Source organism: Streptomyces sp. A1136, from assembly GCF_004795055.1.
GTDB lineage: Bacteria > Actinomycetota > Actinomycetes > Streptomycetales > Streptomycetaceae > Streptomyces.
Genome location: NZ_SSBJ01000015.1, coordinates 105,439 through 130,758 on the forward strand (window position 1 = coordinate 105,439; position 25,320 = coordinate 130,758).

General features: G+C 71.4%; 28 protein-coding genes. 1 reads left to right on the forward strand and 27 read right to left on the reverse strand.

All coding sequences use genetic code 11. The features are described from left to right. Positions 1-1,311: an XRE family transcriptional regulator gene (locus E6R62_RS16760; RefSeq protein WP_136214236.1), complete on the forward strand. Its 1,311-nt coding sequence runs from the start codon at positions 1-3 to the stop codon at positions 1,309-1,311. A 54-nt stretch (positions 1,312-1,365) separates the two neighbouring features. Here E6R62_RS16760 and E6R62_RS16765 read toward each other — a convergent pair whose 3' ends face one another. The 27 genes from E6R62_RS16765 to E6R62_RS16890 form a co-directional block, all read right to left on the reverse strand. After that, the gene (locus E6R62_RS16765) at positions 1,366-2,388 is read right to left on the reverse strand and encodes an HAD hydrolase-like protein (protein WP_240801716.1); all 1,023 of its coding nucleotides are present in this window, start codon (positions 2,386-2,388) and stop codon (positions 1,366-1,368) included. A 160-nt stretch (positions 2,389-2,548) separates the two neighbouring features. Next, complete coding sequence (locus tag E6R62_RS16770) at positions 2,549-2,923, reverse strand: hypothetical protein (RefSeq protein ID WP_136214237.1); 375 nt, start codon at positions 2,921-2,923, stop codon at positions 2,549-2,551. Positions 2,924-2,928: 5 nt separating this feature from the next. Then, positions 2,929-3,237, reverse strand: a complete 309-nt coding sequence (locus E6R62_RS16775; RefSeq protein WP_136214238.1) for a hypothetical protein — start codon at positions 3,235-3,237, stop codon at positions 2,929-2,931. A 16-nt stretch (positions 3,238-3,253) separates the two neighbouring features. Next, positions 3,254-4,174, reverse strand: coding sequence for an N-acetylmuramoyl-L-alanine amidase (locus E6R62_RS16780; protein WP_136214239.1), 921 nt, complete (start codon positions 4,172-4,174; stop codon positions 3,254-3,256). Beyond that, positions 4,174-4,437 (reverse strand): hypothetical protein, encoded by a 264-nt coding sequence (locus tag E6R62_RS16785; RefSeq protein WP_136214240.1) that lies wholly within the window; start codon positions 4,435-4,437, stop codon positions 4,174-4,176. The genes E6R62_RS16780 and E6R62_RS16785 overlap by 1 nt, the downstream gene beginning before the upstream one ends. 176 nt (positions 4,438-4,613) lie before the next feature. Further along, a complete protein-coding gene (locus tag E6R62_RS16790) occupies positions 4,614-5,528 on the reverse strand; it encodes a hypothetical protein (RefSeq protein WP_240801717.1) in 915 nt (304 codons plus the stop codon). Positions 5,529-5,594: 66 nt separating this feature from the next. Next, on the reverse strand, positions 5,595-5,876 hold the full coding sequence (locus E6R62_RS16795; RefSeq protein ID WP_136214241.1) for a hypothetical protein: 282 nt from the start codon (positions 5,874-5,876) through the stop codon (positions 5,595-5,597). 13 nt (positions 5,877-5,889) lie between these two features. Then, positions 5,890-7,041 (reverse strand): hypothetical protein, encoded by a 1,152-nt coding sequence (locus E6R62_RS16800; protein WP_136214242.1) that lies wholly within the window; start codon positions 7,039-7,041, stop codon positions 5,890-5,892. Next, a complete protein-coding gene (locus E6R62_RS16805; protein WP_136214243.1) occupies positions 7,041-8,282 on the reverse strand; it encodes a hypothetical protein in 1,242 nt (413 codons plus the stop codon). The genes E6R62_RS16800 and E6R62_RS16805 overlap by 1 nt, the downstream gene beginning before the upstream one ends. 1 nt (position 8,283) lies before the next feature. Then, positions 8,284-11,535 carry a hypothetical protein gene (locus tag E6R62_RS16810; RefSeq protein WP_136214244.1) on the reverse strand — a complete coding sequence of 1,084 codons (3,252 nt, stop codon included), beginning with the start codon at positions 11,533-11,535 and terminating at the stop codon, positions 8,284-8,286. Between the two features lie 60 nt (positions 11,536-11,595). Next, positions 11,596-11,811 (reverse strand): hypothetical protein, encoded by a 216-nt coding sequence (locus tag E6R62_RS16815; protein WP_136214245.1) that lies wholly within the window; start codon positions 11,809-11,811, stop codon positions 11,596-11,598. A 5-nt stretch (positions 11,812-11,816) separates the two neighbouring features. After that, positions 11,817-12,359, reverse strand: coding sequence for a hypothetical protein (locus E6R62_RS16820; protein WP_136214246.1), 543 nt, complete (start codon positions 12,357-12,359; stop codon positions 11,817-11,819). Positions 12,360-12,455: 96 nt separating this feature from the next. Then, positions 12,456-12,833 carry a hypothetical protein gene (locus tag E6R62_RS16825; protein WP_136214247.1) on the reverse strand — a complete coding sequence of 126 codons (378 nt, stop codon included), beginning with the start codon at positions 12,831-12,833 and terminating at the stop codon, positions 12,456-12,458. 12 nt (positions 12,834-12,845) lie between these two features. Continuing rightward, positions 12,846-13,010: a hypothetical protein gene (locus E6R62_RS39535; RefSeq protein WP_168714077.1), complete on the reverse strand. Its 165-nt coding sequence runs from the start codon at positions 13,008-13,010 to the stop codon at positions 12,846-12,848. After that, complete coding sequence (locus E6R62_RS16830; RefSeq protein ID WP_136214248.1) at positions 13,007-13,606, reverse strand: hypothetical protein; 600 nt, start codon at positions 13,604-13,606, stop codon at positions 13,007-13,009. Before E6R62_RS16830 ends, E6R62_RS39535 begins: the two co-directional genes overlap by 4 nt. Next, the gene (locus E6R62_RS16835) at positions 13,597-14,403 is read right to left on the reverse strand and encodes a hypothetical protein (RefSeq protein WP_136214249.1); all 807 of its coding nucleotides are present in this window, start codon (positions 14,401-14,403) and stop codon (positions 13,597-13,599) included. Before E6R62_RS16835 ends, E6R62_RS16830 begins: the two co-directional genes overlap by 10 nt. After that, complete coding sequence (locus E6R62_RS16840) at positions 14,403-15,107, reverse strand: hypothetical protein (RefSeq protein WP_136214250.1); 705 nt, start codon at positions 15,105-15,107, stop codon at positions 14,403-14,405. The genes E6R62_RS16835 and E6R62_RS16840 overlap by 1 nt, the downstream gene beginning before the upstream one ends. A 1-nt stretch (position 15,108) precedes the next feature. Then, entirely contained in the window at positions 15,109-15,807 is a 699-nt protein-coding gene (locus E6R62_RS16845) for a hypothetical protein (RefSeq protein WP_240801718.1), read from the reverse strand. Between the two features lie 169 nt (positions 15,808-15,976). After that, positions 15,977-16,465, reverse strand: a complete 489-nt coding sequence (locus E6R62_RS16850; protein ID WP_136214252.1) for a C2H2-type zinc finger protein — start codon at positions 16,463-16,465, stop codon at positions 15,977-15,979. Continuing rightward, positions 16,462-17,313: a cupin gene (locus E6R62_RS16855; RefSeq protein ID WP_136214253.1), complete on the reverse strand. Its 852-nt coding sequence runs from the start codon at positions 17,311-17,313 to the stop codon at positions 16,462-16,464. The genes E6R62_RS16850 and E6R62_RS16855 overlap by 4 nt, the downstream gene beginning before the upstream one ends. Before the next feature lie 82 nt (positions 17,314-17,395). Further along, positions 17,396-19,027 carry a major capsid protein gene (locus tag E6R62_RS16860; RefSeq protein WP_136214254.1) on the reverse strand — a complete coding sequence of 544 codons (1,632 nt, stop codon included), beginning with the start codon at positions 19,025-19,027 and terminating at the stop codon, positions 17,396-17,398. Between the two features lie 147 nt (positions 19,028-19,174). Beyond that, a complete protein-coding gene (locus E6R62_RS16865; protein ID WP_136214255.1) occupies positions 19,175-19,354 on the reverse strand; it encodes a hypothetical protein in 180 nt (59 codons plus the stop codon). Continuing rightward, positions 19,354-22,785, reverse strand: a complete 3,432-nt coding sequence (locus tag E6R62_RS16870; protein WP_136214256.1) for a phage minor head protein — start codon at positions 22,783-22,785, stop codon at positions 19,354-19,356. The genes E6R62_RS16865 and E6R62_RS16870 overlap by 1 nt, the downstream gene beginning before the upstream one ends. Next, complete coding sequence (locus E6R62_RS16875) at positions 22,778-23,011, reverse strand: hypothetical protein (RefSeq protein ID WP_136214257.1); 234 nt, start codon at positions 23,009-23,011, stop codon at positions 22,778-22,780. Before E6R62_RS16875 ends, E6R62_RS16870 begins: the two co-directional genes overlap by 8 nt. Beyond that, a complete protein-coding gene (locus E6R62_RS16880) occupies positions 23,004-23,240 on the reverse strand; it encodes a hypothetical protein (protein ID WP_136214258.1) in 237 nt (78 codons plus the stop codon). The genes E6R62_RS16875 and E6R62_RS16880 overlap by 8 nt, the downstream gene beginning before the upstream one ends. Next, complete coding sequence (locus tag E6R62_RS16885; protein ID WP_136214259.1) at positions 23,237-24,979, reverse strand: hypothetical protein; 1,743 nt, start codon at positions 24,977-24,979, stop codon at positions 23,237-23,239. The genes E6R62_RS16880 and E6R62_RS16885 overlap by 4 nt, the downstream gene beginning before the upstream one ends. Further along, positions 24,979-25,317 carry a DUF1360 domain-containing protein gene (locus E6R62_RS16890; RefSeq protein ID WP_136214260.1) on the reverse strand — a complete coding sequence of 113 codons (339 nt, stop codon included), beginning with the start codon at positions 25,315-25,317 and terminating at the stop codon, positions 24,979-24,981. Before E6R62_RS16890 ends, E6R62_RS16885 begins: the two co-directional genes overlap by 1 nt. Between the last annotated feature and the right edge of the window lie 3 nt (positions 25,318-25,320).

Genomic DNA, 25,320 nt, shown 5'->3' on the forward strand with positions numbered 1-25,320 from the left:
ATGGAGCCAGCCGAGGTCAGCGCATCGCCGACCACCGTGCTCGCCGCCCTCCTCCAGCAGCTGGAAGTGCGGCCGGAGCAACTGATTGCGCGGATCAACGAGCGGCGCGCGCGTCGCGGATGCAACCCGCTGAGCTTGAAGGCGGCCTACCCGTGGCTACGCGGAGCCCACCCCCAGCCCGACAATGCGACCGATGCCCTCGCCGTCCTCACGGTCAAGGCCGGACGGTGCATCACCGCGGCGGACGTCGGGTGGGACCTGCCTCGCCAGCGGACGCGCAATCGGCACATCGACGCGCCCGGCGACGCCCCCCTGGAGGCATTGCTTCACGAGATCAGCCAAGGAGACATCATGGACCGCCGCCACTTGCTCATGCTCACCGGAGCCGCAGCCACCGCCCCCGCCCTCGCGCTGCTCCTCGGCCCGATAGCGGAAGCGGCAGCCGCACCGGCCGGTGCGCGGCTCTCCGAGGGGCTGGTCACCAGCATCGAGAGCGCGGTTCGTGATCTCCGGAACATGGACGACTCCGCCGGGAGCTCCGCCGGCGACCTGACCTGGGGCACCGGGATCTGGCAGAGCACGTCCCGTGTGATGGCGCAGACCCGAGGGCAGGGCCCCCTCGTCGACCGGCTCCAGACCGCCTACGTCGAACTCAGCGAACAGGTCGGCTGGATGCTTTTCGACGCCCGCCAGCACCCCCAGGCGCAGCGCGTCTACCACACGGGAATGCGGCTGGCCCGCGAGAGCACGACGTCTCTGACCACCCAGCACGCCGCCGCCAACCTGGTTGCGTCGGCGGCGTATCAGGCCGCCTGGCTCGGGCACCACAACGACGCCGCCCAGCTCCTCGACATCGCCTCCCGGGCACCGGACCTGCCGTCCGCTGTCACCGCCGTGATCAACGATCGGCGGGTGTACGCGGCCGGGCGCCGCCAAGACCCCGAGGCGGTACTCCGCTTCCGTGACGAAGCGCTCGCGAATGCCAGCGCTCCGGACGGGCGTACGCCGTGGTGGGCTACCTGGCTGACGCCGGAGTCCGTGGACGCAGCCACCGGACGCGCCTGGCTCGCCTGCGGCCAGCCGTCTCGGGCCGTGCCCTTCCTGACCCGCCGTGTCGAGGCGGTCTCGGCCGTCGACTACCCGCGCGATCGCCTGCTCGCCGTCCTCGACCTGGCCGACACGGTCCACAAGGGCGGCGACACCGAGCACGCCCGCGACCTTCTCGGTCAGGCCGAAGACCTCCTCGGCCGGGTCTCCTCGCAGCGTGTGGTGCACCGGTACGAGAGCCTGTCGGCGGCCGTCGCCGCGTGAGAGCGCGGCCCCGGCGCGGAGTCCGCACCGGGGCCCGGCGCGGGCCGTGGTGCTCTACGGCCGGTCGGGGCCGCGTGCGGCGTATCGGCCCGTCCAGATCGTGCGACCCTCGAAGGTCCCCCGCGCTTCTGCCCTGCCCCGGCGAAGCTCCTGCAGAGCCCCAGGGCTGATTCCGAGGTCGGCGGCAAGAGCGTGCACCACCTCCAGGATCTCGGCCAGCTGCTCTCCGGCCGCCGCGGCGGCGGGATCCTCGGCGAGGAGCGCCGTGACCTCCTCCCTCAACGCCTCTCGCAGCCGCGCCCGGTACTCCGCCGGGGCCGCCTCGTACACCTCGGGCTGTCGGCCTTCCGTCTCAAGCAGCCAGGCGGGGATCCGGTCTCGGACCAGCCGGGGCCGCTCCCCCAGCACGTGGGCGATCGCTTCGACAACGTCGGTCGCGATGTGGGTCGGCCAGTAGCTGGACTCCGTCCATGGCCGGCCACCAGAGACCCAGACGCTGTGAATGCCGAGGTCGACCGCGCCTCGCACGTCGGCGTGCGCGGCATCTCCGATCATCCAGGTGGTGCCTCGATCAAGGGCGGGCAGGCCGACCACCTTGGCGGCGGCGTGGAAGATCTCCGGCGACGGCTTCCGGTGTCCGACCGAGCCGGAGATCACCCACCCGTCTACAAGGCCCGCCAGCCCGGCGTTGCGGATCTTCTCTTCCTGTTGATCACCTCGCCCGTTGGTGACGATCACGCAGGGCACCCCTGCCGCCCTGACGGCGAGGAGCGATCGGCGGACTGCGTCGTCGAGCGTCACGTGGGCCGCCGGACCCCGGCGCAGGAACCCCAAGATCTTCTCCTCGGAGATGCCGTTCCATCGCTGCGCGAGGGCAGCCGCGACGGCTGGCCGGGGTGCGTGGCCGCCTTGGTCCAGCTCCATGATCACGTCTGCGTCGTGCTCTGGAAGGCCGTTCTCGGCGAGGAATGCGCTGGCGGTGCGCCTGAATGCGGCGTCCCTGTTGATCAGCGTGTTGTCGAGGTCAACGGCGAGCAGGGAGGCCCGGGGACGAGGGAGGGCACGCGACGTCGGCATGAGAGGCAGTATGGCGGCCGACGCCCGCGACGGTCAGGGCATCGGCAAAGGCGACGCCGAGCGGCGACGGGAGCGCTCGGGCGCGTCTGGCGGGAAGGGGCCCGTGGTGCTGTTCACGTCTCGTGAACAGCACCACGGGGTCGAAGGGACGGACCGGCGGTCACTGGCTGGCAGGCGCTGACGGCGGAGGGCAGCCCTCCTCTCCCGGATCGTCCGGGCATAGCCGGGCCAGCCGCTCGTTCGCGAGGTCGACGGCATCTCGGAGACTGTCGCCGCTGTTGGGGTACAGCTCGTGCTCAACGCGACCGATGCGGTCCTCGATCCCGCCCATCCGCTCCATGACGCCGGGGCGGCCGGGGACGCCTGGCCGCGCCTCCTCGCCGTACCAGTCGTCAATGAACTGGTCCACGCGCCGGCCAAGGCGGACTCCGGTCCGTGCGACGCGCCATGCCGCCGTCCCGGCGCCGGCGAGGAGGGTTATCGCACCGCCCCACACCAGCGCCGTGTCCAGCGCCGGGACTCCGGTCTCAAGCACTGGCGTCACGCGGCCTTGACGAAGGCGTCCTGCGCCCGGTGAGCGACGCCGGTGGGCTTCCACAGGCCGAAGTGCGTGGCCACAGCGACGACGAAATTCACAGCGGTGATGACCAGGGCGTTCCTGGCGCTCCACCCCGGGGTTCCTGCCGCGAGCTCCACGATGAAGCTGTCGGCCGCCGAGAGCGCGAGGAGGATGACGGCCTTCGTCCCGGGGTGGGTGACGCGGGTGGTGACCAGCCCGACGAGCACGGGAAGGACGAATGCAGTCAGCAAGCCGTACCAGTAGGCCGCGTCCAGAGTGATGGGGTTCATGAGGGGCCCTTTCTATTCAGGCGACGACGTCGAAGGAGTGCTTCGCGCCGAGTCGGGTCAGGCTGGTTCGGCCGGGAATGCCGTCCGCCGGCTGTCCGGGCTCGCGGCCCCGGAAGCCACATGCCTCCTGCCACTCGCTCATGGCGGTGATGGTGCTGGTGCCGTAGTGGCCGTCCTGGTACCGCTTCGCCAGTAGGCCCTCATCGACAAGGGCAGCCTCCACGGTGATGACCCCGGCATACGTGACCGGTGTGCCGGCCATCTGCGGGTTGGACCGTGCGGCCTCGATGAGGCGGGACAGCGACACCTTCGGCTTCGTCGGCTGGGGCAGGGGGCCGGGCGTGGAGTGTCCGAGACGGGCCGCCACCCGGTCCCGCATGGACGCCATGGTGAAGCCCCGCGGGTCCGGCTTCCCCGGCTGCCATTCCAGGTGACCGATCACCGAGGCGGCGTTCCAGCCGTGGGCCCGGCAGAGCGCTGCCGCGGTTCGCTCGATCGCGAGAAGCTGTTCGTCGGGCCAGGGGTCGTGCCCGTCGCCGTAGTTCTCGCACTCGAAGCCGTAGAAGTGCCGGTTGCCGTCGACCGTCGCTTCGTCGTCGGTGGGCAGGGGTCTCTCCGCGATCACGGCGGCCAGGACGTCCGGGTCGCCCAGGCCGGCGTGGTTGGCACGGCCGTAGCCGATGAGGTGGACGCGGCCGTCCTTCGCGATCATTCCGTGGCAGAGGGGCCCGGGAAGGCCCTCGTACCCGTCCCACCCGATACGGACGGTGTTGTCCGTACCTCGCGTCACGGTGTGGTGGATCATGATCCCGTGCATGGGGCCCCACGGTCCACGGCTGTTGCGGTTGTGCGTACGCCAGCCGTCGAGCTCTACGACGGTCACGCCTTCCGCGCGCAGTGCCGCCAGGAAGCGGTCGTCAGTCAGCGGTGTGGCCATCACGCACGCTCCGGCCAGTGCCACGAGCCGCCGAGGCGGGCGCCTTCGGAGACCACGGACCCGCCGCCCGCCAGCGGGTGGAAGAACGTCCCGGTCGGGTTGAGGACGGCGAGCCCGACGCGGCCAAGGTTGTCGGCGTCGACCTCGGTGACGACGGCGGCGCGGCAGGCCGGCGGAAACGCCTGGCTGCCGTCCGACCGCAGGGGGGTTCCGTGCGAGACGTAGTGGACGATCCGACCGACGGTCGGGGACGGTTGGGACATCGCTCCTCCAAGAGGGCTCGGACACTGTCCGGACACCGTCCGGACAGGGGATTCGGTTGTGTCCGGACGGTGTCCGGACATCCGAGGCTGAGGGCCGTGACCTGGGCGGACATCGTCCGGACACGGCGCGGACACCGGGTGTCCGAGGTAGGGGACGGCGACCATGCGCGGCCCGGTCATCCGTACAGCTCGACAATCACGATGCCGCCGCCGCCCGCCTGGCCCGCCTGTGCGGCGCCGTTCGCGGAGACGGATCCACCGCCCCCTCCGCCGTAGCCGCGCGGCTGGTTGCCGACGCCCGCGGTGGCACGTGCGGCGCCGCCCTGGCCGAGGTGCGAGTCACCGCCCGAGCCGCCGATGCCGGCGCTTCCCGTCAGTCGGATGGCGCCGCCCGAGGAGCCGCCGCCCAGGTTCAGGTATCCGCCGGTGCCCGGACCGGGGCCCACGGTGCCGCTCACGGTGGTACCGGTTGCGCCGGTGGCCATGCCCGTTCCTCCGGCAGGGCCACCGAGCGCCGTCAGAAGCGCGCCGAAGCTGGAGTTGCCGCCGTTTCCGGCCGCCCCATTCGCAGCGGCACCCGCCGTGCCACCGGCACCGACGGTGATGGTCTCCGAGGCCCCGAGCGCGGCGACGTCGATCAGCCGCTCGCCGTAGCCGCCGCCCGCGCCGCCCGCTCGCCAGATCGACTCGCTCGCGGCGGCTGACGCACCCGCCGACCCACCACCGCCCGCCTGGACCTTGACCAGGACCCTGGCCAGCCACGGGTACGTGGCCTTCGTGAAGTTGACGGTGCCGGGCGCGGTGTACGTGAGGACCTGCCGCAGCCCCATGGAGCCGGGAATCAGGCAGAGCTTGCCCTCGCCGTCCGTCTGGAAGTAGGTGGCGCACACGGCGAGTGGGCCGCCACTGCCGGAGTAGACGTAGAAGCCGTTGTCCGATCCGAAGCCCGCCGCGTTCCCGGGGTCAGCGGACACGTGGACGCTGACCGTCCCTGTGCCGGGGTCGTAGGTGATTCCCGCTCCGGCGGTGAGCAGCGCGGCCCTGTTGACGCCCACCGTGAACGGGCTGACCGCGCTTCCGTTGCCGGTCACCGTCACGGGGCTCGCACCCACCACGGCACAGGCACATCCGCCCTGGCATCCGCACCTGGCCATCGCCTACTCCTTCTTCTGTGTGTCGGTCCCGCCGTCGGCGGGTGTCTCCTCGGCGACCGGGCAGGTGCACGCACCGACGCAGCCGCACGCCAGCACCTCCCGCACCTGCTCGCCGGGTGGTGCGGTGAGGTCCACCTGGACCTGGCGGCCGTCGATGAAGCCGACGCCGACCGGCCCGACCATCGCCGCCGCGGGGGCCTGTACGGCGCGGCCGAGGACCCGCTGAGCGGCCGTCATCGCGCGCAGCGGGCGTTGAGCCGCGCGCTGTCCTGGGACTGGGCTCACGTGGACCTCCTGGTCACGGTGGGGGTGAGGTGAACGGGTAGCCGATCGGCACGAGGGAGATTCCGACGTCCTCGCCGGTGTCGCTCCACTCGACCTCGACGTCGGACAGCCGGTATGGCTGGGTGACCGCCATGCACATTTCGGGGGCGGCCACGTCGATCCGGACGCCGGCGACGAGCTGCCGCATGGTGACCGGCGCGGTCACCGCCAGCCGCGCCCCATCGGGGACGCGCAGCGATGTCGGCACCGGGTTCCGGCCCGGGTAGGTGCCCCGGGCGATCTGCCAGAGGTCGTAGGCGGTCAACCCCTCGGCTTGGGTGCGGATCAGGGTGTCCAGGCGGCCGTAGGCGGCCGACACGACGCCGGACACGCCGTACTGCGTGTTGGCGATCTCCTGGTCGTTCTGGTTCGTGACCCACACCAGCGACGCTGCGGCGGCACCGTCCCGGACGATCTCGATGTCCCCGGTGAAGCTGTCGAGGCCGAGTCGGGCCTGCGCCGGGTCTGAGACCGTCTGCGGGCGGCCGAGGAGCAGAGCACGGCCGACGGTCGTGTACTCCAGGCCGCGGGGCACCAGCTCGTCGTCCAGGATCTGGAGGATCGGCACGATCCAGACGTTGGTGTCCGCAGACCCGTCCTTCTCGAACCTGGCCACCGTGGGGTCGTCCTGGCGGGTGATGTAGTCCAGCATCCGGGGCCAGTCCGGCGAGGACGCGAACAGGCCACCTTCCAGGTTCAACCTGATGATCGTCTCCGCGATCTCCTGGATGGGCCCCTGGTGCATCGAGTCCGCCGGGTTGGTCGACACGTAGCGCAGCAGCGTGGTGTTGTTCGTCCGGCCCAACCACTCGACGACGTCGCGGGCCTCCACGACGAAGGCCGTCCGCTTCTCGGTGACCCGCAGCACGGGGCCCTGCCAGACCAGCTCGGAGTCCCGGTAGATCGTCAGCTCGTGGACGTACGGCTCGATCTGCCCGAGCTTCCCGCAGCAGTCCGCACCCGCGGTGCCCTTGGCGATCGTGATCGTCGCCTCGGACAGGTCGTTGATCGTGCGCGTCCAGCGCACCGACGTCAGCGACGACCCGGACGGCGAAGTGAACGGCAGCGACCCGCCCCGCCAGTGGATGACCGCCCGGTACTCCTGGGCGCAACCGAGCTGTGCCATCAGCCCACATCCGATCGGGGAACGAGGAGGACCCTCGCGCGGGCGTTGGCGGACGTCGTCGCGGACGTCGACAGGATCTCGATGCACACACCCGTGGGGCACGAGAAGATCGGCCACTCGAACGAACCGCCCTGGGGGCCGTACAGGACGGGAGTGCTCGTCGCCGAGTCGAGCGAACCGGAATTGCACTCGACCTCGGCGAGCTGGGTGCGGCCGTCCACGATGAGCTTCGAGTTGGCGGGCAGGTAGGGGATCTGGATGTCGGTGCAGGCGCCGCAGGGGTCCGCGACCTCCATGCAGTTGGTGCCGAGGGGGTTGGCCCAGAAGCGAACGATGAGCCTCCGCAGGGCCAGTGACCCGGTGTCCAGCTCCAGCACGGGCACGGTCTCCAGCCACTCCGGCTGGTCGACCGGGGCAAGCGCGATCACGGACCGCCGGAACTGGGCCGAGCCCGTCGGGTAGCAGGCGTCCACGGGAACAGGCGCCCGGAACGGCAGCGGCGGTGTCGGGCACAGCGGATCCTCGAGGCAGCCCTCCGCCTCGACGCAGTCCTCGTAGATCTCGTCCGGGTCGAGGGTCACCAGGGCGCCACTGGCGAGGTTCACCCAGTTCGTGAGGGTCTGGAGTGGCTCCCGGTAGATCCAGGGGATGGCCGCGGCGAGGGTGAACGTGGCTTCGGCGATGATCCCTTCCGGGAGATGCCGCGCCGAAGTGAGCTGGGGGCCGTTGAGGAGGCCGACGCCGTACAAGTGGCGCAGTTCACCGGTGCCGTCACCGGTCGGGCAGGAGGCGAACGTGCCCAGCTCCGCGCCCTGGCAGCCGCCCCCGCAAGCGGCGCCCTGGAGTGCGGCGGACAGCCACTCCAGGGCGTAGGAGAGGGCGGCGTCGTCCAGGACCAAGAGGAGAACGGTGTAGGTGACCTCTCGGTGGGAGCGCCGGCCGACGCCGAGCGCCGCACCGTCGCCCACGAGCTGCACAGGGTCGCGGGAGAGCGTGGACCGGGAGAATCCGACGACATCGAGACCCATCACGCCGAGGAACCGGCCGCTCTCCGGGACGGCCGGGTCGTACCAGGGGGCCTCGTCGGTGATCGGGTCCGTGTACGGGGGGTCGTTGACGGCCGCGGGGATACCCGGACAGGAATCGCAGTCCGTGAGCAGGCATGCGCTCCGGGCGTAGACGGATGCCCTGGCGGAGTTGATGATCTCCGTGCATCCGAAGTCTGCGTAGTCGCTGATCACGTCATACCCCCGCCGCTCGGGCCAGCTGGCCGTAAAGGTGCTCGGCGAGGACGCCGGGGTCCTGCGCGGTCGTGGTGATGTTCCAGTTGTGGATGACCTGCCGACTTCCGCCTGTGTCCGTGCCCTTGGCGGCGGACGGGATAGCGCCTCGCCTGGCCAGGAGGTCCAGCAGACCGGACTTCTGCGCGAGTTCCACGGTCCGGGCGGGCCTGGTGAGCGGCAGGACCACCTCCTTGCCGGCCTCGCCGATCAGGGCGGCCGTCGGGCTCGTGACGATGCCGCCGTTGGCGAAGGGCAGGAGAGCCCGCACCGACGACGGAAGTCCGCTCTTGATCTTCGAGACGATGCGCCCGCCGATGTCGCCGAGGGTGGCGACGATGCGGCCCGGCAGGGTGGAAAACAGGCTCACCACGGAAGAGATGAGCGAGGAGACCGCGCTCCGCGCGCTGCCGACCGCGCTGCTGAACGCGGACCCGATCCGGGAGCCGACCGAGGACAGCGCCGAGCCGATCCTGCCGGGCAGGCCGGAGAAGAAGCTCACGACGGACGAGCCGGCTGACTGGGCGGCGGACAGCGCCGAGGAGCCGGCGGACACGAAGAGGCTCCGTACGCGGCCGGGGAGCGCGGCGAGCGCCGACCCGACGCGGCCGGGCAGTTGCGAGAAGAACGTCCCGGTCTGGGTGAGGAACGAGGTCGTCGCGGTTCGGGCCGAGTTGAACGCGCTGGTGAAGGCGGCCATCATCCGCGAGCCCAAGGAGATCAGCGCGTTGTAGACCCGGCCGGGCAGCACCGTGAAGACGAAGATGATGCCGGCGAGGGCGGTAAGCAGGGCGATGCCGACAGCCGCGACCGCGTTGACGAAGGCGCTGACCAGCAGGCCGGGGAGCGCGACCAGCGCGGAGAGGATCATCCCCGGCAGCCGGGTGAAGAACCCGACGACCGCCTGGAAACCGGCGGCCAGCGTCGACCCGAGCGAGACGAACAGGCTCGTGAAGAACGAGCCGATCGTGGACGCCAGCGACGACAGCCCCCCAATGATCAACTGAGGCAGGGAGACGATGAAGTTGACGACCGACGTCAGACCGGTCGCCAGGCCCGTCAGCACCGACACCACCCCGGAGAGGACCGGGACGACGGCGCTGATCGTCAGCCACGACAGGAACCCCGCAGCGATCTGGAGGATCGGCGCAGCGATCCTGATCATCAGTGAGACCAACGGCACCAACGCCGCGATCAGGCCGGCGATCGGCGGCAGCAGCGGCACCAGCGCGCCGACCAGCGCGTTGAACGCGTCAACGATCGGCGGCAGGACCGGCAGCAGCGCCAGGAGGATCTGGGAGACCAGCGGCGCCAGCGCGGCCACCACGGTCGTCGCCGCCTTCCCGATGCTGACCAGGAGCGGCGCCAGACCCTTCGCCGCGTCGCCGAGCGCGGCACCGAGCGCCGCCGCGACCTGCGACAGAACCGGGATCAGCGGCGAGATCGCGCCGAGGAGCCCGGTGACGATCCCGACCAACGGGCCGAGGAGGGGAACGACGATCTGGACGGCCGCGCCCAGCACGGTGCCGAGGAGCTGGGCGAGCTGTGCGATGACCGGGGCCAGGGCGCCCGCGAGCGCGGCCACCAGCGGCCCGACGGCGGCGACGAGCTGCCCGAGCGCCGGAACGATACTGCCCGTCAGGATCGGGACGAGCTGACCGATCAGCGGCAGGATCGCCGCGAGCGCGGCCCCAAGCGACTGGCCGAGCTGCGCCGCGACCGGCCCCAGCGCGGCGAACAAACCCTGGAACGCGGCCGTCAGACCGGGGATCAGCGGCAGCAGGGTGCTGGTGATCGCCGCGATCACCGGCGTCAGTGCGGCGGCGACCGTCGACAGCGCGCCCCCGAGCACCGACGAGAAAAGCTGGGCGAGCTGGGTGACCAGCGGCAGGAGCGGCTGGATCGCCGTCCGCACGGCGCCGATGATCTGCGTCAGCGCGCCGAGGGAGCCGCCCCCGCCGGCCGCGAGCGCCCCGAAGACGTCCCCGATCAGCCCGCCGACCTGGACGACCAGGGAGCCGAGCTGCTTGAAGATGCCGAGCGCGCCCTGAACCCAGGCAACGGTTTGCCCGCTCTGCGCCGTCTGCTGGAGGAACGTGCCGAGCCGGACCCCGAGGTTCGCGATGGCGTTGCCGGTCTGCGCCCCGAACGCCTGCGCAACGGCACCCGCGACCTGGGTGAGGCCGGAGATGACGGGCCCGATCGCTGCGGCGAGCCCGCTAGTTGCCTGAGTGGTCCCGGTCAGGACGTTCTTGATCGCCCCGATGCCGGTGGCGGTCTTGAGGAAGTTCGCTACCCGCTCGGCGGCCAGTCCGAAGTTCCCGGCGATGGCCGACAGCCCCGACCTCAGCGGGCCGCCGAGGGCCTGCGCGACGCCTGTGATCTGCCCCTGGAGCGGCTTGAAGAACGCGTCCTGGACGCTGCTCTTGAGGGCGTCGAACTGGGGCTTGAGGGCGCGGACCTCCAGCGCCGCCTTCTGGGCGGCCGGAGACAGCCCCTCCAGGGCCTTGGTGAACTTCTTCGCGTCGTCGCCGAGCGCCGCGCCGAACGCGTCGCTGACCCCGGACAGAGCCAGCTTCAACGCGGCGTTCGCCGCAATGAGCCCGCCGATCGCGGCCGGGGCCGCCGCGACGATCCCGATTGCCGGGGCGAGAGACGCCGCGAAGGACGCGATGCCGGCTCCCGCGCTGAGCGCCGCGCCGCCGATCGCCGCGAACTTGAGACCCCCGGTGAGGACGCCGCCGACACCGCTGGCCAGCTTCGCCAGGCCGCGCAGCGCCCGCGTGAACCCGTTGACGTCGGGGTTCACCGGCACCGACAGGGTCGGCACGTTGTGCGCGCGCAGCCGCGCGTCGAACCCCGTCAGGTCGGGGACGACCGTGACCTCGAACTCCTCGCCGGCGAGGATGGCCCGGATGCGCTCGACGAACCCCGTCAGGTCCGGAGCAACCGGGACGTTGATGGACTCCAGCGACCGCAGTTGGGCCAGGAGCTGCGCATCGAACCGGGCGAGGTCCGGAACGACCTGGACGGAGACGTTGGCCGCGTCGAGGCCGCGCTGGATGTTCCGCCGGATCGTCGTGCCGACGGTGCGCGTGGCCCGGTCCAGCGCCCGCGAGATGCGGATGCCGAGGTCGCGGGCATCAGCGACGGCATCCGCGTCATCGAGGACGATGCGGATGCGGCCAGTGCCGTAGTCCTCGTCGTCGGCCACCGGGCAACCTCGCGAAAAAGCGATCGGTTGCCCGGCCCAAAACCAGCGGCGTTCCCCAGACTAGCCGGTGTTGCCACCGGTCAGCCGTGCGTCTTCTGCTGCGAGCTGCGCAGCGAGGGCCTGGGCGTCGCCCATGCCCAGCCCCATCCCGGGCGGCCTCGCGCCTCGTTGTGGCTGCGAGCCCTTCGGCGGGGCGTAGAGCTTCGCCCGGATCCGCCGCCGCTCGCCCTCGTCCTCGGCGCCCTGCTCCAACGTGGCCTCAGCGGCCGAAAGCATGACCCTCAGCGGCCACGTGTGGATGTCGACGCCCTGGAGGGCGAGACTCCCTTCCCACGCCTCCCAGGAGGCGGAGATGCTGGCGAGGAGACGCCGGACGACGTAGGAGGGCGCTGGCCGCCCCCGTACAGCTCGACTACCCACTCCATCAGCTCGACCAGGACGCGGTCGGGGAACCGGTGGCCGGCGTCCTTGACCGTGGCGCCCTTGCGTTTCGCGGCGGCTCCGGCAGCCTCGTCCGGGTTCGGGTGGGAGCTGACGGCCTTCCCGGCGAGGACGACGTCCCAGCGGGCGAACTCGTGCGCCGACTCCGGCAGCATCAGGCTGGCGAGGAACACCCGCATCGCGACGGCGGCCTCACGGACCTTCGACAGGTCGGTGTCCGCCATGTTCGCGGGGTCGATGTTCAACCGCCGGTTCGCCTCCTGGAGCTGTTCGTAGCGGTCCAGGAACTCGTCGCCGAGCACTTCCGGCTGGAACAGCAGCGTGACATCGCCGATCTCCGCCTCGTGCGGAGTCGTGTTGAGGGTGAACTGCCTCTTAGCCACGGGTGGCCCTTTCCTCTTCCCGCGCGGTACGCCCGGCCCAAAACCAGCGGCGTGGGCCAGAGAGGGTAGAGCACCCGCGCGGGCCGGGGCCGCGGGTCAGCGGCCGTCCCGCAAGGCCCTCGCCAGGAAGTTGTTCGGCCGGGTGCCCGGGTGCCTGGCGTACGCCGAGTACACGACCCGGCCGCCGATCTCGAACCGCAGCACCTTCGCCCGCCGGGGCCGGATGATGTGCGGCCGGGTGCCGTCGAGGACGAACCGCACCGCGGGGTGGTCGCACACGATGACGCCCTGGAGGCCCCTCGGCCCGTCCTGGACCTTCCACGAGATGTACCGGCCCATCGACCCGGGCGCCTCGCGCTCAGCGAGGCGCGCGGTGCGCGCCGTCCGCTCGGCCAGGCGCCGCGCCACGACACCGTTGCGCAGGCGCAGCGTCCGCGCGATCCGGCCCGGGTCGATCGTCACCTCAGCGGGCATGGCGCACTCCTCCTAGGGGCGGACCAGGGCGTACGTCTCGCCCTGGGCGTTCGTCTCGACCTCGGGCGTCTCCACCACGCTCGGCGTGATGTCGGAGTAGTCGTAGGCCCGGACATCCAAGTCGCCGTGCTCCTCCCAGATCCGGTGAAGCCGCGGGATCAGGTCGCTGATCTTCACAGAGACTCCTCGGTATCGGGGCACCTGGCACAGCCCGGCAGGGCGACGGTCACGCGCTGTTCGATGCCGACGCAGCCGCCCTCCGGTCCGATCACCTTCTGCTGGCCCATGACGAACCGACGTCCCCGTCGGCGCTGCTCAGTGCCGGGCAGGCAGCACTGGAGCCCGGAGTACACGGTGGCCATGTCGACGTGGAGGATCTGGGCCGTCGTCGCCAGGTCGGTGCACGACGGCGGGCACCCGTCCTCGCTGATGGTCGGCGCGCACCGCAGCAGGGTGACCACCAGCTCCAGCGCGGTGATCGGGGGCGGCGTGCAGCCACGCACGCCCTGCACCACCCGGGACTCGGCGGGGAAGTCGGCTTCGGAAGACGGGTAGATCCGGGCGACGGAGACGGTGAGCTGGCCACCCGAAGCCGCCTCGCCGCACGGGTCGTCACAGGAGTCCCAAGCCGGCTGTCCCGGCACGACGCACGCCCTGCACGCCGGACAGCCGGGCTGTCCGACCATCTGCTCCGCGGTACGGTCCAGCGCCACGCACACGCAGCCGAGGACCGCCACGGTCAGGTCGTGGATCGCCAGCGTGGTCAGGGCCATTGCTGCACCCTCGGCCTCTGGAAGTCGGGCGAGTAGGCGCGGCTCGGGCTGGTCAGCCGGTAGGGGTTCACCATGGCCAGCCACATGTCGGCCATGGGCAGCCCTGTGCGGCCCTCGCTGTAGATGAGGGTGGGGTCCGGCATCTCCATCTCCACGCCCTGGCGCACGACGCGGGTCAGGTTCCGGTTCGACTTGCAGCCGCAGGACCCGGCCGGCGCGCACCCCTTGAGCAGGTGGCACGTCAGCTCCGAGACCGCTGCGATCGCCGCTGCGTCAAGCGGAAGGCCCCACCGGTACTTCACCGTGAAGGTCCCGGGCGCTCCGGGCGGGGCGGCGAGGTCCTGGCACGTCGGCCAGCACTCGCCGTCGACGCGGGTCAGCTTCCCGGGGGCGTCGACCCGGTACTGCTCCGGGAGCAGGACTTCCCCGCCCACGTTCACCTCGCCGACGTCGTACACCGGGCCCGGCAAGTAGACCTCGCACAGCTCGCCGCAGGAGCAGTCGGACTTGCAGCCGCAGACCGAGGCGTTCCTCCACCTGCCGTCGGCGCCGATGTACGGGATCCACGGGCCCGTTCCGGCGCCGGTCTGGAAGCTCGGGAAGGCGCTGTCCAGGCACGACTGGCGGCAGGGCCGTACGGTGACGGGGCAGGGGCCCCAACGGCGACCGGACAGGCCCCAGAGGATGTTCGACGCCACGAGCGTCCAGCGCTCTACGTCGCCCGCGTCCATCCCCTCGGGGGTGGTGCAGCACAGTTCGGTCGGCCACGCCTCACACGGTCCGATCTGGAGAGACATCAGGCCCTCCCGGTCTCGTAGGGGCCGGGCTCGGCGAAGGTGCGCCGGATGTACGCCCCGACGTGGCCGGCCGCGAAGGAGTCCGGCATGGTCGACAGGAAGATGTCGTCCTCCGTGTAGCCGCCCGGCGAGCGGCGCATGATCTTCACGTCCCGGATTTCCGTCCCGCCGAGCTGGGCCAGGTTGCCGTACAGGGTGCGCTTGTGGACGACGTCGAGGTGCCAGGCGATGTCGAGCGCGTCGAGCATCACGGCCTTGTCCACCGGCAGCGGCACGTGCAGTTCGTACGACAGAGGGTCGGGATGGCCCAGGTCGGCGAGAAGGTCTCTGGTCTCCCGCATCCCGCGCAGGTACTCCCCCGCCGCGCGCGCCGCGTAGAACGTCTCGACGTTCCGGACCGGGCCGCGGTGCAGCACCGGCATGGCCTCCAGCGGCTTCATGACGAACATGTCGTCGTTGGCCAGGATGAAACGCGACGAGATGTCGGGGTGCTGGCAGGCCACCCGCACCGCGAGGGTGGTGTTCTGGAACTTCGTGCCCCGCTGCCGGGTCCGGATGTGCTGGACACCGACGGCCCACGGCGGCAGGTACCCGACCACCCAGACGCGGCCGTGGGGAAGGTGCGCTGCCCACGAGCGCAGCCCGTACCGCAGTTGCTCGTTGTCGGCCCCCTCCCGGACGGGGACGACGATGTCCAGTTCCACGTCAGGACGCCAGGCAGACGCCGCCGGTGACCGGCGTGTAGTCGGCGCTCGGCAGCGGCGGAGCGATGGTCGTGACGATGGTCCGGCGGTGGCAGGCCGGCCCCAGCGGGGTCAGGAGCGGGCCGGCCTGGCCCGCGACGTTCTTCGCCATGACGTTGTACGGGCCGACGCCCCAGCCGCCACCGGCCCGGGTTGCGCCGGTGAGGGTCAGCGACGCCGCCTCAGCGCCGACTTCCAGGTCTCCCAGCAGACCGTTCGTGACCCACGGCATGAGGAAGTAGAGCCAGGAGCTGCCGCCGGGACCCGCAGCGTCGCAAACGTCGTCGCCGAGGACTTCCGCCCACAGCTCGATCGCGAAGCCAGAGGAGCACTGCACCCCGCAGTCGTCGTAGCCGATCGGCTTGGTGTCGTACCCGAAGACGACTGGGTTGCCCGTCATGATCTCGATGATCTGGGGGTTGACCTCGAAGAAGTTCAGCTCGATGTCGAACCCTCGGAAGATGGGGCATCCCCGCCGGTACCCGCAGACACGGCCGTTCGCGGCCTTGTACTCGATGTCGTCGCCGTCGTCGGAGTTGGTGTTCATCGCGAGCGTCGCGAAGCAGTCGAAGACGAACCCGTTGTCCAGACCACAGACGGGGCGGCCACAGCCGTCCACCCTCGTGATCCGGATGACGTCGGCATTGGCGATCAGTGGCACTGCGGCCTCCAACAGTGAGTTGGTCGGCCCGGCCCACAACCAGCAGCGTCAGCAATCAGCATAGCCGCGCGGGCGCGGCCGGTCCGGGGCACAGCAGCGCGGTGCCGCCGGGCCCTCCCCCGGCGACACCGCGCAGTTCACCCGGCCGCAGCCGGGACCGCGCGTGGGCTCACCCGTCCGCGTGCTTCCGCCGGTGGTGGGTGTCCCGGCCGCGCTCAGTGGTGAACTCCTTGCCGCAGCCGGGGCAGGGGAACACACCGTCCGGCCGGTCGTCGGCCTCGGCGGCGGGCTCCGGCTCGGGCAGGGGGCTGGAGTCGGGGGCGTACGTCTCGTCGGTCCGCTCGGGCAGCGGCTCCTCCGCCTCTGCCTCCTGCTGTGAGACGGACGCAGGGGTGAGCCCGTCGGCCGTTGCCACGCCGCGGAGTTCGGCGCCAGGCGCCGGCCTCCCCTCGGCTTCGTCCTCCTCGGGCGAGACGTAGCGATGGCCGTCGATGTCGGACCCGATGAGGATGTCCTCCGGCATGCCTGCGAGGAGGTTCACGGGCACGGTGAAGGTGTCCGGACCCGACGTCCGGATCTTCGGTGTCTGGGCGACCGCCCAGCGGGCGAAGGGGACGCGGCGGTCGGCGGTCGGGCGGATACGGACGAAGTCGCTCACGAAGACACCTCGATCTGGACGGCGCATACGGTGCACGTCGTGCCGACCACGTAGGTCCGCTCGGCGAGGACCTTGCGGTCGTTGGTGCGGATACTGACGGACGGACCGGGCCGGTCCGGGATGACGTCGAGCGGCCCGCGCCGGATGACGAGCGGACCTGTGATGTAGAGCCAGGCGGTGCCCGGTTCGGCCGGGATGTTGCCGGGGCCCGTGTTCACCGCGGAGTATCCGGAGCCAATCACGGCGCAGTTCCCGGCGAGGGTGCGCAGCGCGCCGGTCTCCGGGTCCTCGCGGACGAGGTTGCAGCAACCCAGGAGAGCGGCTGCGCCCACGGGAATGTGCAGGGTGCCGACGCCGGCGTAGTGCTGCGCGAGGCAGCCCTCCAGGGCGGCGACGCCCTGGGCGATGGGCACGGGGCCTGCCGCCGGTGTGACGTCGGCGGCGACCATGGCGAGCGTGTTCCGCCAGAAGGCCGTCTCGAGCGCGTGCTGTTCTCCGAGGGCGATCGTGGCCTCGACGTGCGCGCGGGCCTCCGCGTATGTCCAGCCCATGGCCGAGCACTCCGTGCCGGCGTACAGGGTGATCGGCGACGCGTGCTCGGTGGCGGGTCGGCAGAACTCCTTTTGAGGGGGCGGGCCCGGGGACTCGTCTCCTGGCGGTTCGTCCTCGCACGGGTCGGGCCAGTCGAGGACCGGGCAGCAGCCGAGGGCCTTCCATTCCACGCCGTTCAGCTCGTGGATGTCGTCCTCGGCGACGTCGCGGACGGTCGTGCATGGGGCGCCGAGGATGCCGTGGGGCAGGGGCGTGCCCGGGATCGCTTCTACGTAGACGCGGAGCCCTTCCGGCATCGCGCACCTCCAAGGGGTTGCTGGGACCGTGCCGGGCCCGGGTCAGGTGCTCGGGCCCGGCACGGTGTCGGGGAGGTGACGGTCAGGCGACGGGGCAGGTGAGGATGGTCTGCGCTCCGGTCGCGCCGGTCGGGCAGACGGGGACGGTGACGACGCGGGTGTCCACCGACCGGTTCACGAGGGCGACGCATTCCTCGGCGAAGAGAGCCGTGTAGTCGTTGGTGGTGAACTTGGTGCTGTCGTGCACGACCCCCAAGTTGACCTCCTCACCACGACCGATCTGGAGGCCGCCGGCCGGGTAGATGAGGAACTTGACCTGGGCGGGCCAGTCGAGGGCCGCAGCAGCGCCGCCGATGTCCGTCGGGACGGCCGGGGCCAGGCCGCGCGCCCACTGGATACGGACGCCCAGGGGCGTGAACAGCTCCTGGATCTGAGCCGTGGTGACCTCGTCGGTGCTGACGCCGTTGCGGCGGGCCAGGTCGGTCAGGAAGAGGTTCCGCGACCACCAGGGGAAGGTCACTTCGAGGGCGGTCGTCTCGCACAGGGAGTGACGCTCGATCATGTCGGCGGCCTGGAGCGCGACGGCTGCGTACACGGCCGACAGGGCGCCCATCGTCGCCGGGATGACGACAGGGGTCGCCGCGGCCAGCGCCCGCTGGAAGAGGACCTGCCGGATACGAATCTCGTGGGCCACCATGCTGTTGCGCAGGTACCAGGCGACCAGCTCCGGGAAGTGCCTCTGGGTCAGAATGCCCGCTTCGAGGCAGACGCCGACCGCGTCGCAGCGGACCTCGACCGGGGCCGGGCAGGGCACCTTGAAGCAGGGCTTTTCGGCTCCGCTGATGTCGTCGGCCTCGGTGTGCACCCACGTCATGGCCGCGACGTCGAGCGACAGCGGCTTGTAGTACCTCAGGCCGCCTCGGGCGAGCTGGATCTCCGGTGCGTCCCACAGCATGTCGGGGCACGACGTGTCGGTGAGCTCGTAGACCGTCTCCGACGGGGCGCACCAGCCGCCGGACGCGACCAGGTCCTTCTGCGGGAGCCGCTGCTGGCTCGACGCGCGCAGCGCGACGGTGGTGCCCTCCGGTGCGGAGGACGAGTCGGTGACGATCAGCTCCTCCGGGTACGGGTGGCGGTAGCTGATGACCTGGCCGACGCCGCCGCCAGCCGTTTTCAAGGCGTTGGCACGGCTGATGATGCCGGAGGTGATGTCGCCGAAGTGGAGCGGGGAGCCCGGGGCGTAGCCGGGGACGTCGACCGCTGCGGTGATGGTCGTGCCCGGGGCCGGCGGCTCGGGCAGGACGCGGGGCTGACGGCGGCGTACGCCGGACAGGTTGAGCGCGGGCCGTGAGACGACGGCCGCGGTGACCTTCTCCGGCTCGGGGGCAGCCTCCTCGACGGCGGCCTCTTCGGTCGCCGCGCCCTCGGTGGTCTCTGCGGTCTCTGCGGTCTCTGCGGCGTCCTTGCCGCGCACCTGGGCGGCGAGGGAGTCGATCTCGGCGGCGGCCTGCTCGGCGGCCTCGTGCCGGGACGCCTGCTCGGTGCGGATGGAGTCGACGCAGGTCGCCAGGGACCGCAGAGACTCCAGGTCCTTCGTCGTGACGGTGGTGGACTGCGACTTGGCGTCGAACGCCTCGACAGCGCCCTCAAGCGCCTCGTTCAGCTCTTCGTCGCTGAGGGCGGAGACGTCCTCGGGAATCTCGAAATCGGCCATGGCCGGGCACTCTCCGTAGAGCGGTAGCGAGTGCCCGGCCCAAAACCAGCAGCGTCAGCGTTGAGCGGCAGGGATGTCCTCACCGACCGCTCGGAGCCAGCATAGCCCGAGGTGGTCCCCCCGGAGCTGGCTCCTGTCAAGCAGCGATCACGCCTGCTCGGCCGTGGCGGGTTCCTCCTTCGGCTTCTCCTGGACCTTGCTGTTCTCGTACCGCTTGGAGACGGCCTTGGCCGTGGCTTCCGACGTGGACGTGAACAGGACCCGTCCGCTGCCGCCGTCCGCGACGACCTGCCACTGCTTCTTGTTCTTGTTGCAGGCGCAGCCCATCAGGCTTCCCCTCCCATGGTGGTGTGGCCGGCCGCGATCTCGGCTCGGGCCGGTGCGATGACCGACGCGGCGAGCCGCGCGGCTTCTTCCTTGGCGGCGTCCCGCTGCTCCTGGTGCCGGTCGAGCGCCGACACGAGGACTTCCAAGAACGGCACGCTGGACAGCAGTGCCGAGGCGACTGCGTCCACGTCGCCGCTCCGCAGAGGCGGTGTCCGGACAGTGTCCGGACGGTGTCCGCCCTGCTCAGGGACGGTGTCCGTGTCCGTGTCCGTCGCTGTGGCGGACGTGTCCGGACGGTTGTCCGCGACGTGTCCGGACGTGTCCGGACGCTCCAGGGCGACAGCGGCCGACGCCGCCAGGGCGAGGTTCGAGCGCTCGGCCACCGCGGTGGCGAGGAGCGGCGAGGAGTGCCCGGGGACCGGCACGGAGAGGACCGCGCGGAGCTGCCACTGGCCGTTGGGTCCGGCCTTCATGTGGTAGCTCGGCTGGCACGCGGCAAAGACGCTGCGGTCCCACTCAGACAGCCAGGGAGCCGCCGCGCCTGAGAACCAGAGGCCGCCCGCGTTCTGGCCGACCGTCACGATCCCGGCGACGCTCCTGGTGTCATCGAACTGGCATACGACGGTCTCACACTCCGCGCCGTCGCGGTGGTGGCCGACGTTCATGGTGAAGGCGCCCGCCTTCACCAGCGAGCCGTCATCGAGCTTGAACCGGGCCCGCAGGAAGTGCGTCAGGTCCAGCTTCCCCAGGGACTCGATCGTCAGCTTCTTCCCGGGGTAGCCGGCGTGCGGCTCTCCGTTCTGGGCGACCCACCCGTACACGCGGCCGTTCGCGTAGTGCACGCCGCCGGAGCCGGGCGGCAGTTCCTCGGCGGTGGGCTCACGGAACCACTCGGCGGGCATCGGGTCGGAGTCCTGCATCGCCGTCCACGCCGACGCGACCAGGTCGCGCATGGCCTCGGTCTCTTCCTCGTCGCCCAGGGGCACGGCGGAGGCGGTCACGGCCATGTCGGTGGACGGGCCGACGTACAAACCCCGGGCGAGGCGGACGATCAGACCGGCCTTCGCCGCCTTCGCGAGGTGGCCGCGCGCCGTCTCCATCTTGATGCTCAGCCCTCGGGCGACGTCGCGGGCACCGACCGGGGCCGGGGCCGACTTCACGAAGTTCACGACCTTGAGCTGAGCGGGGGACGCGCCGGCCGCCGACCACCACTCGTCATCGTCCTCGACCGGGCGGGGCTCGGGCTGGTCGTCCAGCACGATCCGCGCCTGGTCGTAGGCGGGCATCGCCACGAGGGTGGCGCCGCGCAGGCGGGCCCGGGTGATGCGCATCAGCAGGTCGCCGGACGACTCGCTGTGGACGACAGTGCCTTGGTCCTGGTCGTCGCGGTCACCGGCAGCCGCGGTGAGCGTGCCCGTCGCGGAGAGCGCGGCCCGCACCGCGGCGGCGGACACGCGGCCGTCCGGGCCGGTGATGAGCTGCGAGGCGTTCGCCTTGCGGGTCAGGTAGTCCCCGCATGCGGTGAAGCCCGTCGTCTCCGTGGCGGACAGCGACCAGGAGCCCTCGTCCATGCGGAACAGAGACGCCGACGGCAGGGAGGCGAGCAGGATGACGCCGCCTTCCTCCTGGTCCTCGCCGCGGGAGCTACGGTCCACGAACTCCACGCTCACATCGTCCAGGTCGACCGAGATCCCGAGGGGCGCCTTCTCCTCCAGCAGCATGAGCGCGTCGGACCCAGCCGCCAGGCCGGGGTAGAGCACTCCGGCCCCGGTGATGCGGTCTCCGGCGCGGCCGATGGTCTGGATGGAACCGGCCAGCTCTGCGCCCTGGTGGCCCATCAGCATCTCGTCGGCGTACTGGAGCGGCCACGGCCCGGCGCCGGACCAGTACAGCGACCCGGGCCGGAACACGCGGCCGTCACCGGTCTCGGTGTTCTCGAACGCCAACGCCGTGTCGCCGGGCGTGGACCAGGCGCGGGCGGCCACCGGGCCGGTCGTCACGTTCTCGTCTTCGTCCATCGTTGTTGCCTCCTCGTCCCGGCCGAGCGGGATGTCGGTGTGCTCCCCGGCGAACGCGACCCGCAGCCTGTCGAAGCGGATCGGGCCGAGGCGCTGGTTCATCGCGGTCAGCAGGGACGGGCTGCGGGTGTACGCGGCGCACACGTGGGGCTGCCACGGTGTGTGCTGCGTCGGAAGGGACGGCTGGCGGTGCATGTCCTCCAGCGCGTAGGTGGCCGCCCAGCGGGCGGTCTCGAGCGTCGGGGCGTCCTGGGGGCGGTCGCGGTCGTCGCCGACCGACCACACCCAACAGGGGTCCTCGCCGTCGGCGTTCCACTGGTTCGCTCCGAACGCCCGCGCGGCGATGGGCTCGCCGAAGTCGGGGGTCCGGGAGCGGAGGGCGGCGATCAGGTCGGCGCGGTGCTCGTCGTCCCAGTCGGCGCCCTCGCCCAGGTAGAACAGGGTCAGGTGCAGTTCCTCGGCGGGTTCCGAGCCGGTGGCGTCGAGGACCAGGCGGGCCGCGTCTTCCTCGCTCGGCACCAGGGCGATCATCGCGCCCGTGTGACCACCAGCAGCGGTCCGGGACTGGTGGGCATCCACATGGTTCTCCCTTGCATCTGAAATTCCGGCCTCGGGGCTCGTCTGAGATTTCAAGGCCGCAGCCCGGAGTTCGGGGGCGACCGCCAGGCGGCATCGGCAGTTGATGACGAGGCCGGCCGGGGCGGTCGGGTCGCCGGGGGTCTGCATCTCGACGCCGGCGACGGTGAACGGCTCGGCCAGCAGCCGGATCTGTCCGTCGACCTGGTCGTGCGCGGTGCGGACCTTCGCGTCATGGCGGGTGACCCACTGCTTCACCAGGGGCCGTTCCGTGCCGGTCGCGGCCTCGGCGGCGGCCAGCGTCGACGTGTTCCACGCCCGGGACGCCTCGGTCTGGGCGATGCGCTGCTCCCGTACGGGGCCCAGGTGTGCGCCTTCGCGGGTGAAGGCGGCGCGCAGGCGGGCCCGCAGCTGGTCGATGTCCTCGCCGGCGCCGACCCCGGCCGCCAGCTCGGCGCGGGTGGCGTCGGCCAGGCGGTCGCCGACCGCGCGCAGCAGGTGCTCGGTCGTCTCGACGTACCGGCTCAGGCCCTCGGGCAGCGTGTCGTCGTCGTACCGGCCGGGAAGGTCGTCCCAGCCTTCGGGGAGTTCACCGCCGACGTCCTCGGCCGCCGCGGTGGCCGCCGTCTCCGCAGTGCCCAGGAGGCGCCGTACGAGGCCGGTGACCCGGTTGTTCCACATGCGGGCGATCCGGCCGACGGAGAACCGGGCGGCGACCAGCTCGGTCGCGGCCTGGACGGCGTCGGCGAACTCGTCGGCGGTCTCGGTGAGCGCCAGGGCGACCGCTTCGGCGAAGTCGGCCTCTGCCTGGTCGAGCTGGCGGTTGCGGTCAGGCATCGGGCACCTCCATCACGGGATGCGGGGATGCCCCGCAGGAGGCGCACAGGGCCCAGCCGCCGACCACGCGTTCCTCGGAGCGGATGAGCGCGGTGACGGTGACGATCTGGAGCGTGTTCTGCCCGCAGGCCCGGCATCCACGGTCGGGCGTGGAGTTGGCGGTGACGCTGGTGACGATCGGCTCAGGGGCGTCCTGCTCGGGGCGCGGCTGGTCGTGGTCAGGCACGGTCGATCCTCCTTGCCGGGAGCGGGCTGTCTGGGTCGTCGCAGACCTCACACCACGCCCACGTGCCGACCGTGGACAGGCCGGTCGGGGTGAGGAGCAGCAGGTCCGCGGTGATGTGCGTCCACGCCTTGCACATGGCACACCAGCCGGTCCGGAGTGATCCGGGGTGCAGGGCGAGCCCGCTGGTGTCCTGTATCTCGGCGCCTGGCCGGGCGGGGCGCGGGGTCATGCCGCTGTCGCCAAGCAGGAGGTGAGGACGGTCTGCACGAGCCTGTATTCGTGCTCGACGCCGGCCGCGATCAGCTCGCGGGCGTACCCGTCGAGCGAGGCGGTCAGGCACTCGGCGTCGAGGCCGTAGCGTCCGGCGATCTCGCCCGCCCGGGACCAGGCGCCATCGAGGAGCCGCCACTGCTCGACCTGGGCGGCGTCGACCGGCAGGAGCGTGTGCAGGCGGGCCGAGTCGATGTCGCGGGCCTTGGCACGCTCCGAGCGGGGGCAGGCCGGGGTCTTGCGCAGCTTCTCACCGGCGGCGGTGAGCGCGCCCCAGATCAGGCCGTCAGCGGCGGCGAGGAGCCCGTCCCCGGGGCCGGCGGAGGCGAGCGTGTCCGGGGGTGCTTCGGACTCGTCCACGGGCAGCTCGGGCGGGGTCGGCGGCGTCTCGGTCTCGTTGTCCGCGTCGGGGTCGGGGTTCTCGGCCGGGGCCGGGAAGCGGCGGGCGACCTCGGCCGCGTCGGGGGCGTCGGACTCATCGAACCCGGTCTCGCGGCGCAGGGCCTCGTCCGAGATGACGCCCCGGTCGTGGGCCTGCAACGCCGTCTCGCTGCGGTTGGTGCGCACCCGCAGCGGGCTGGTGTCGTACCAGACGAGCCAGCGGTGCCAGTCCTCGACGTTCTCCGATTCGAGGATCGGCCGCAGCCACTGCTGGGTGAGCGCGTACGACACCGTGGCCAGCTTGGGTTCGATGCCGAGGCGGATCGCCTCCGAGGTGAGCGCCCAGGCCCCCCAGTGGTTCACGTCGCCGAGGCCGAGCAGGATCTCGGCGGGGATCTCCAGGCCGGTCGCGAAGCGCTTTACGGCCTCCTCGCGGAGCTTGATGGCGAGTTCGTCAAACTCCGACTCGAACTTGATCAGCTTGAAGTCGGCGATGGTGTCCGCGGGGAGTTCCAGGATGATCGGCACTGTCGCGGCGGCCGACTCGGGATCACGGATCGCCGTCTCGGCGATAGCCATGAACGTCTCGATCAGATCGTCCTCGGCGCCGCCCTGGGTGCCGGACGTCGGGAACCTGGTGCCCTTCGGGATGAGGAGCAGACCCCGGCCGGTGATGCGGGACCGGGCGATGGCCTTCACGGCGGCGTTGAGGAGGAGCAGTTCCTCCAGCAGCTCCAGGCTGGAGCGGACGGGGCTGTCGGCCTCGATGGCACGCTCGGGGTCGGGTTCCCATACACGGATCGCGACAGGGCCGTCCGGGTCCATCGACTCGGGGTCGCCTTCGGGGATCGGGACTTCGTCGCCGTCGATCTCGGCCATCAGCTTGCCGGACTGCTGCTTGACCTCCTTGACCGACAGGACGCGCCAGTCGTGCCCGTCCTCGGGGCTGTACGGGGAGAGGACTTCGTCGTTGGGGCGTACGACGATCCAGCCCTCGCCGGGGACGGTCAGGTGCCGGCCGAACGCGCCGAGCATCTTCGACTGGCCGTCAGGGCCTCCGGCGATCTGGGCGACGATCTCGGCGGCGCGGTGCTCGTCGGGGGCGGGCTCGATCGTGCCGTCGTCGGCGCGGCGGCCGGCGAACAGGCGGGCGCCGGACATGGCATTGCCGATCCAGGAGGCGGCGAACCGGACCTCGGGGACCTGGTGGTACATGTCGTAGGCGCGGGACTGCCACGACTGGTCGCCGGCGCCGCGTCCCCGGATCTTGCGGGACGTGTACCGGGACGCCGAGGCGGTGAGCTGCCTACCCGCCATCAGTGGTCGTCCTTGCGGGCGTCGTCCCAGCGGTTGAGGAGGACGGCCGCGCCGGCGAGGGCCAGCCACTCGAAGCCGTGGACCAGGACCGGGGTGCCGTGCCACTGGTCGGTGACGAGGAGCCAGACGAGGAGCAGGGCCCCGCACACCCAGAAGCCCGAGCAGTAGACGCAGGAGATCAGCGTGACGATCGCGTCGCGGAACGCGGACGTGGGCCGCCGCTGCTGCCAGGCGTCGATCCGGGCGCGTACCGGATCGAGGATCGAGTCATGGACGACGAGCTGTGTGCCGCGGTATCCGGCGAGCGCGAGGAGCGCGAGTTCTACGAGACTGATCATTTC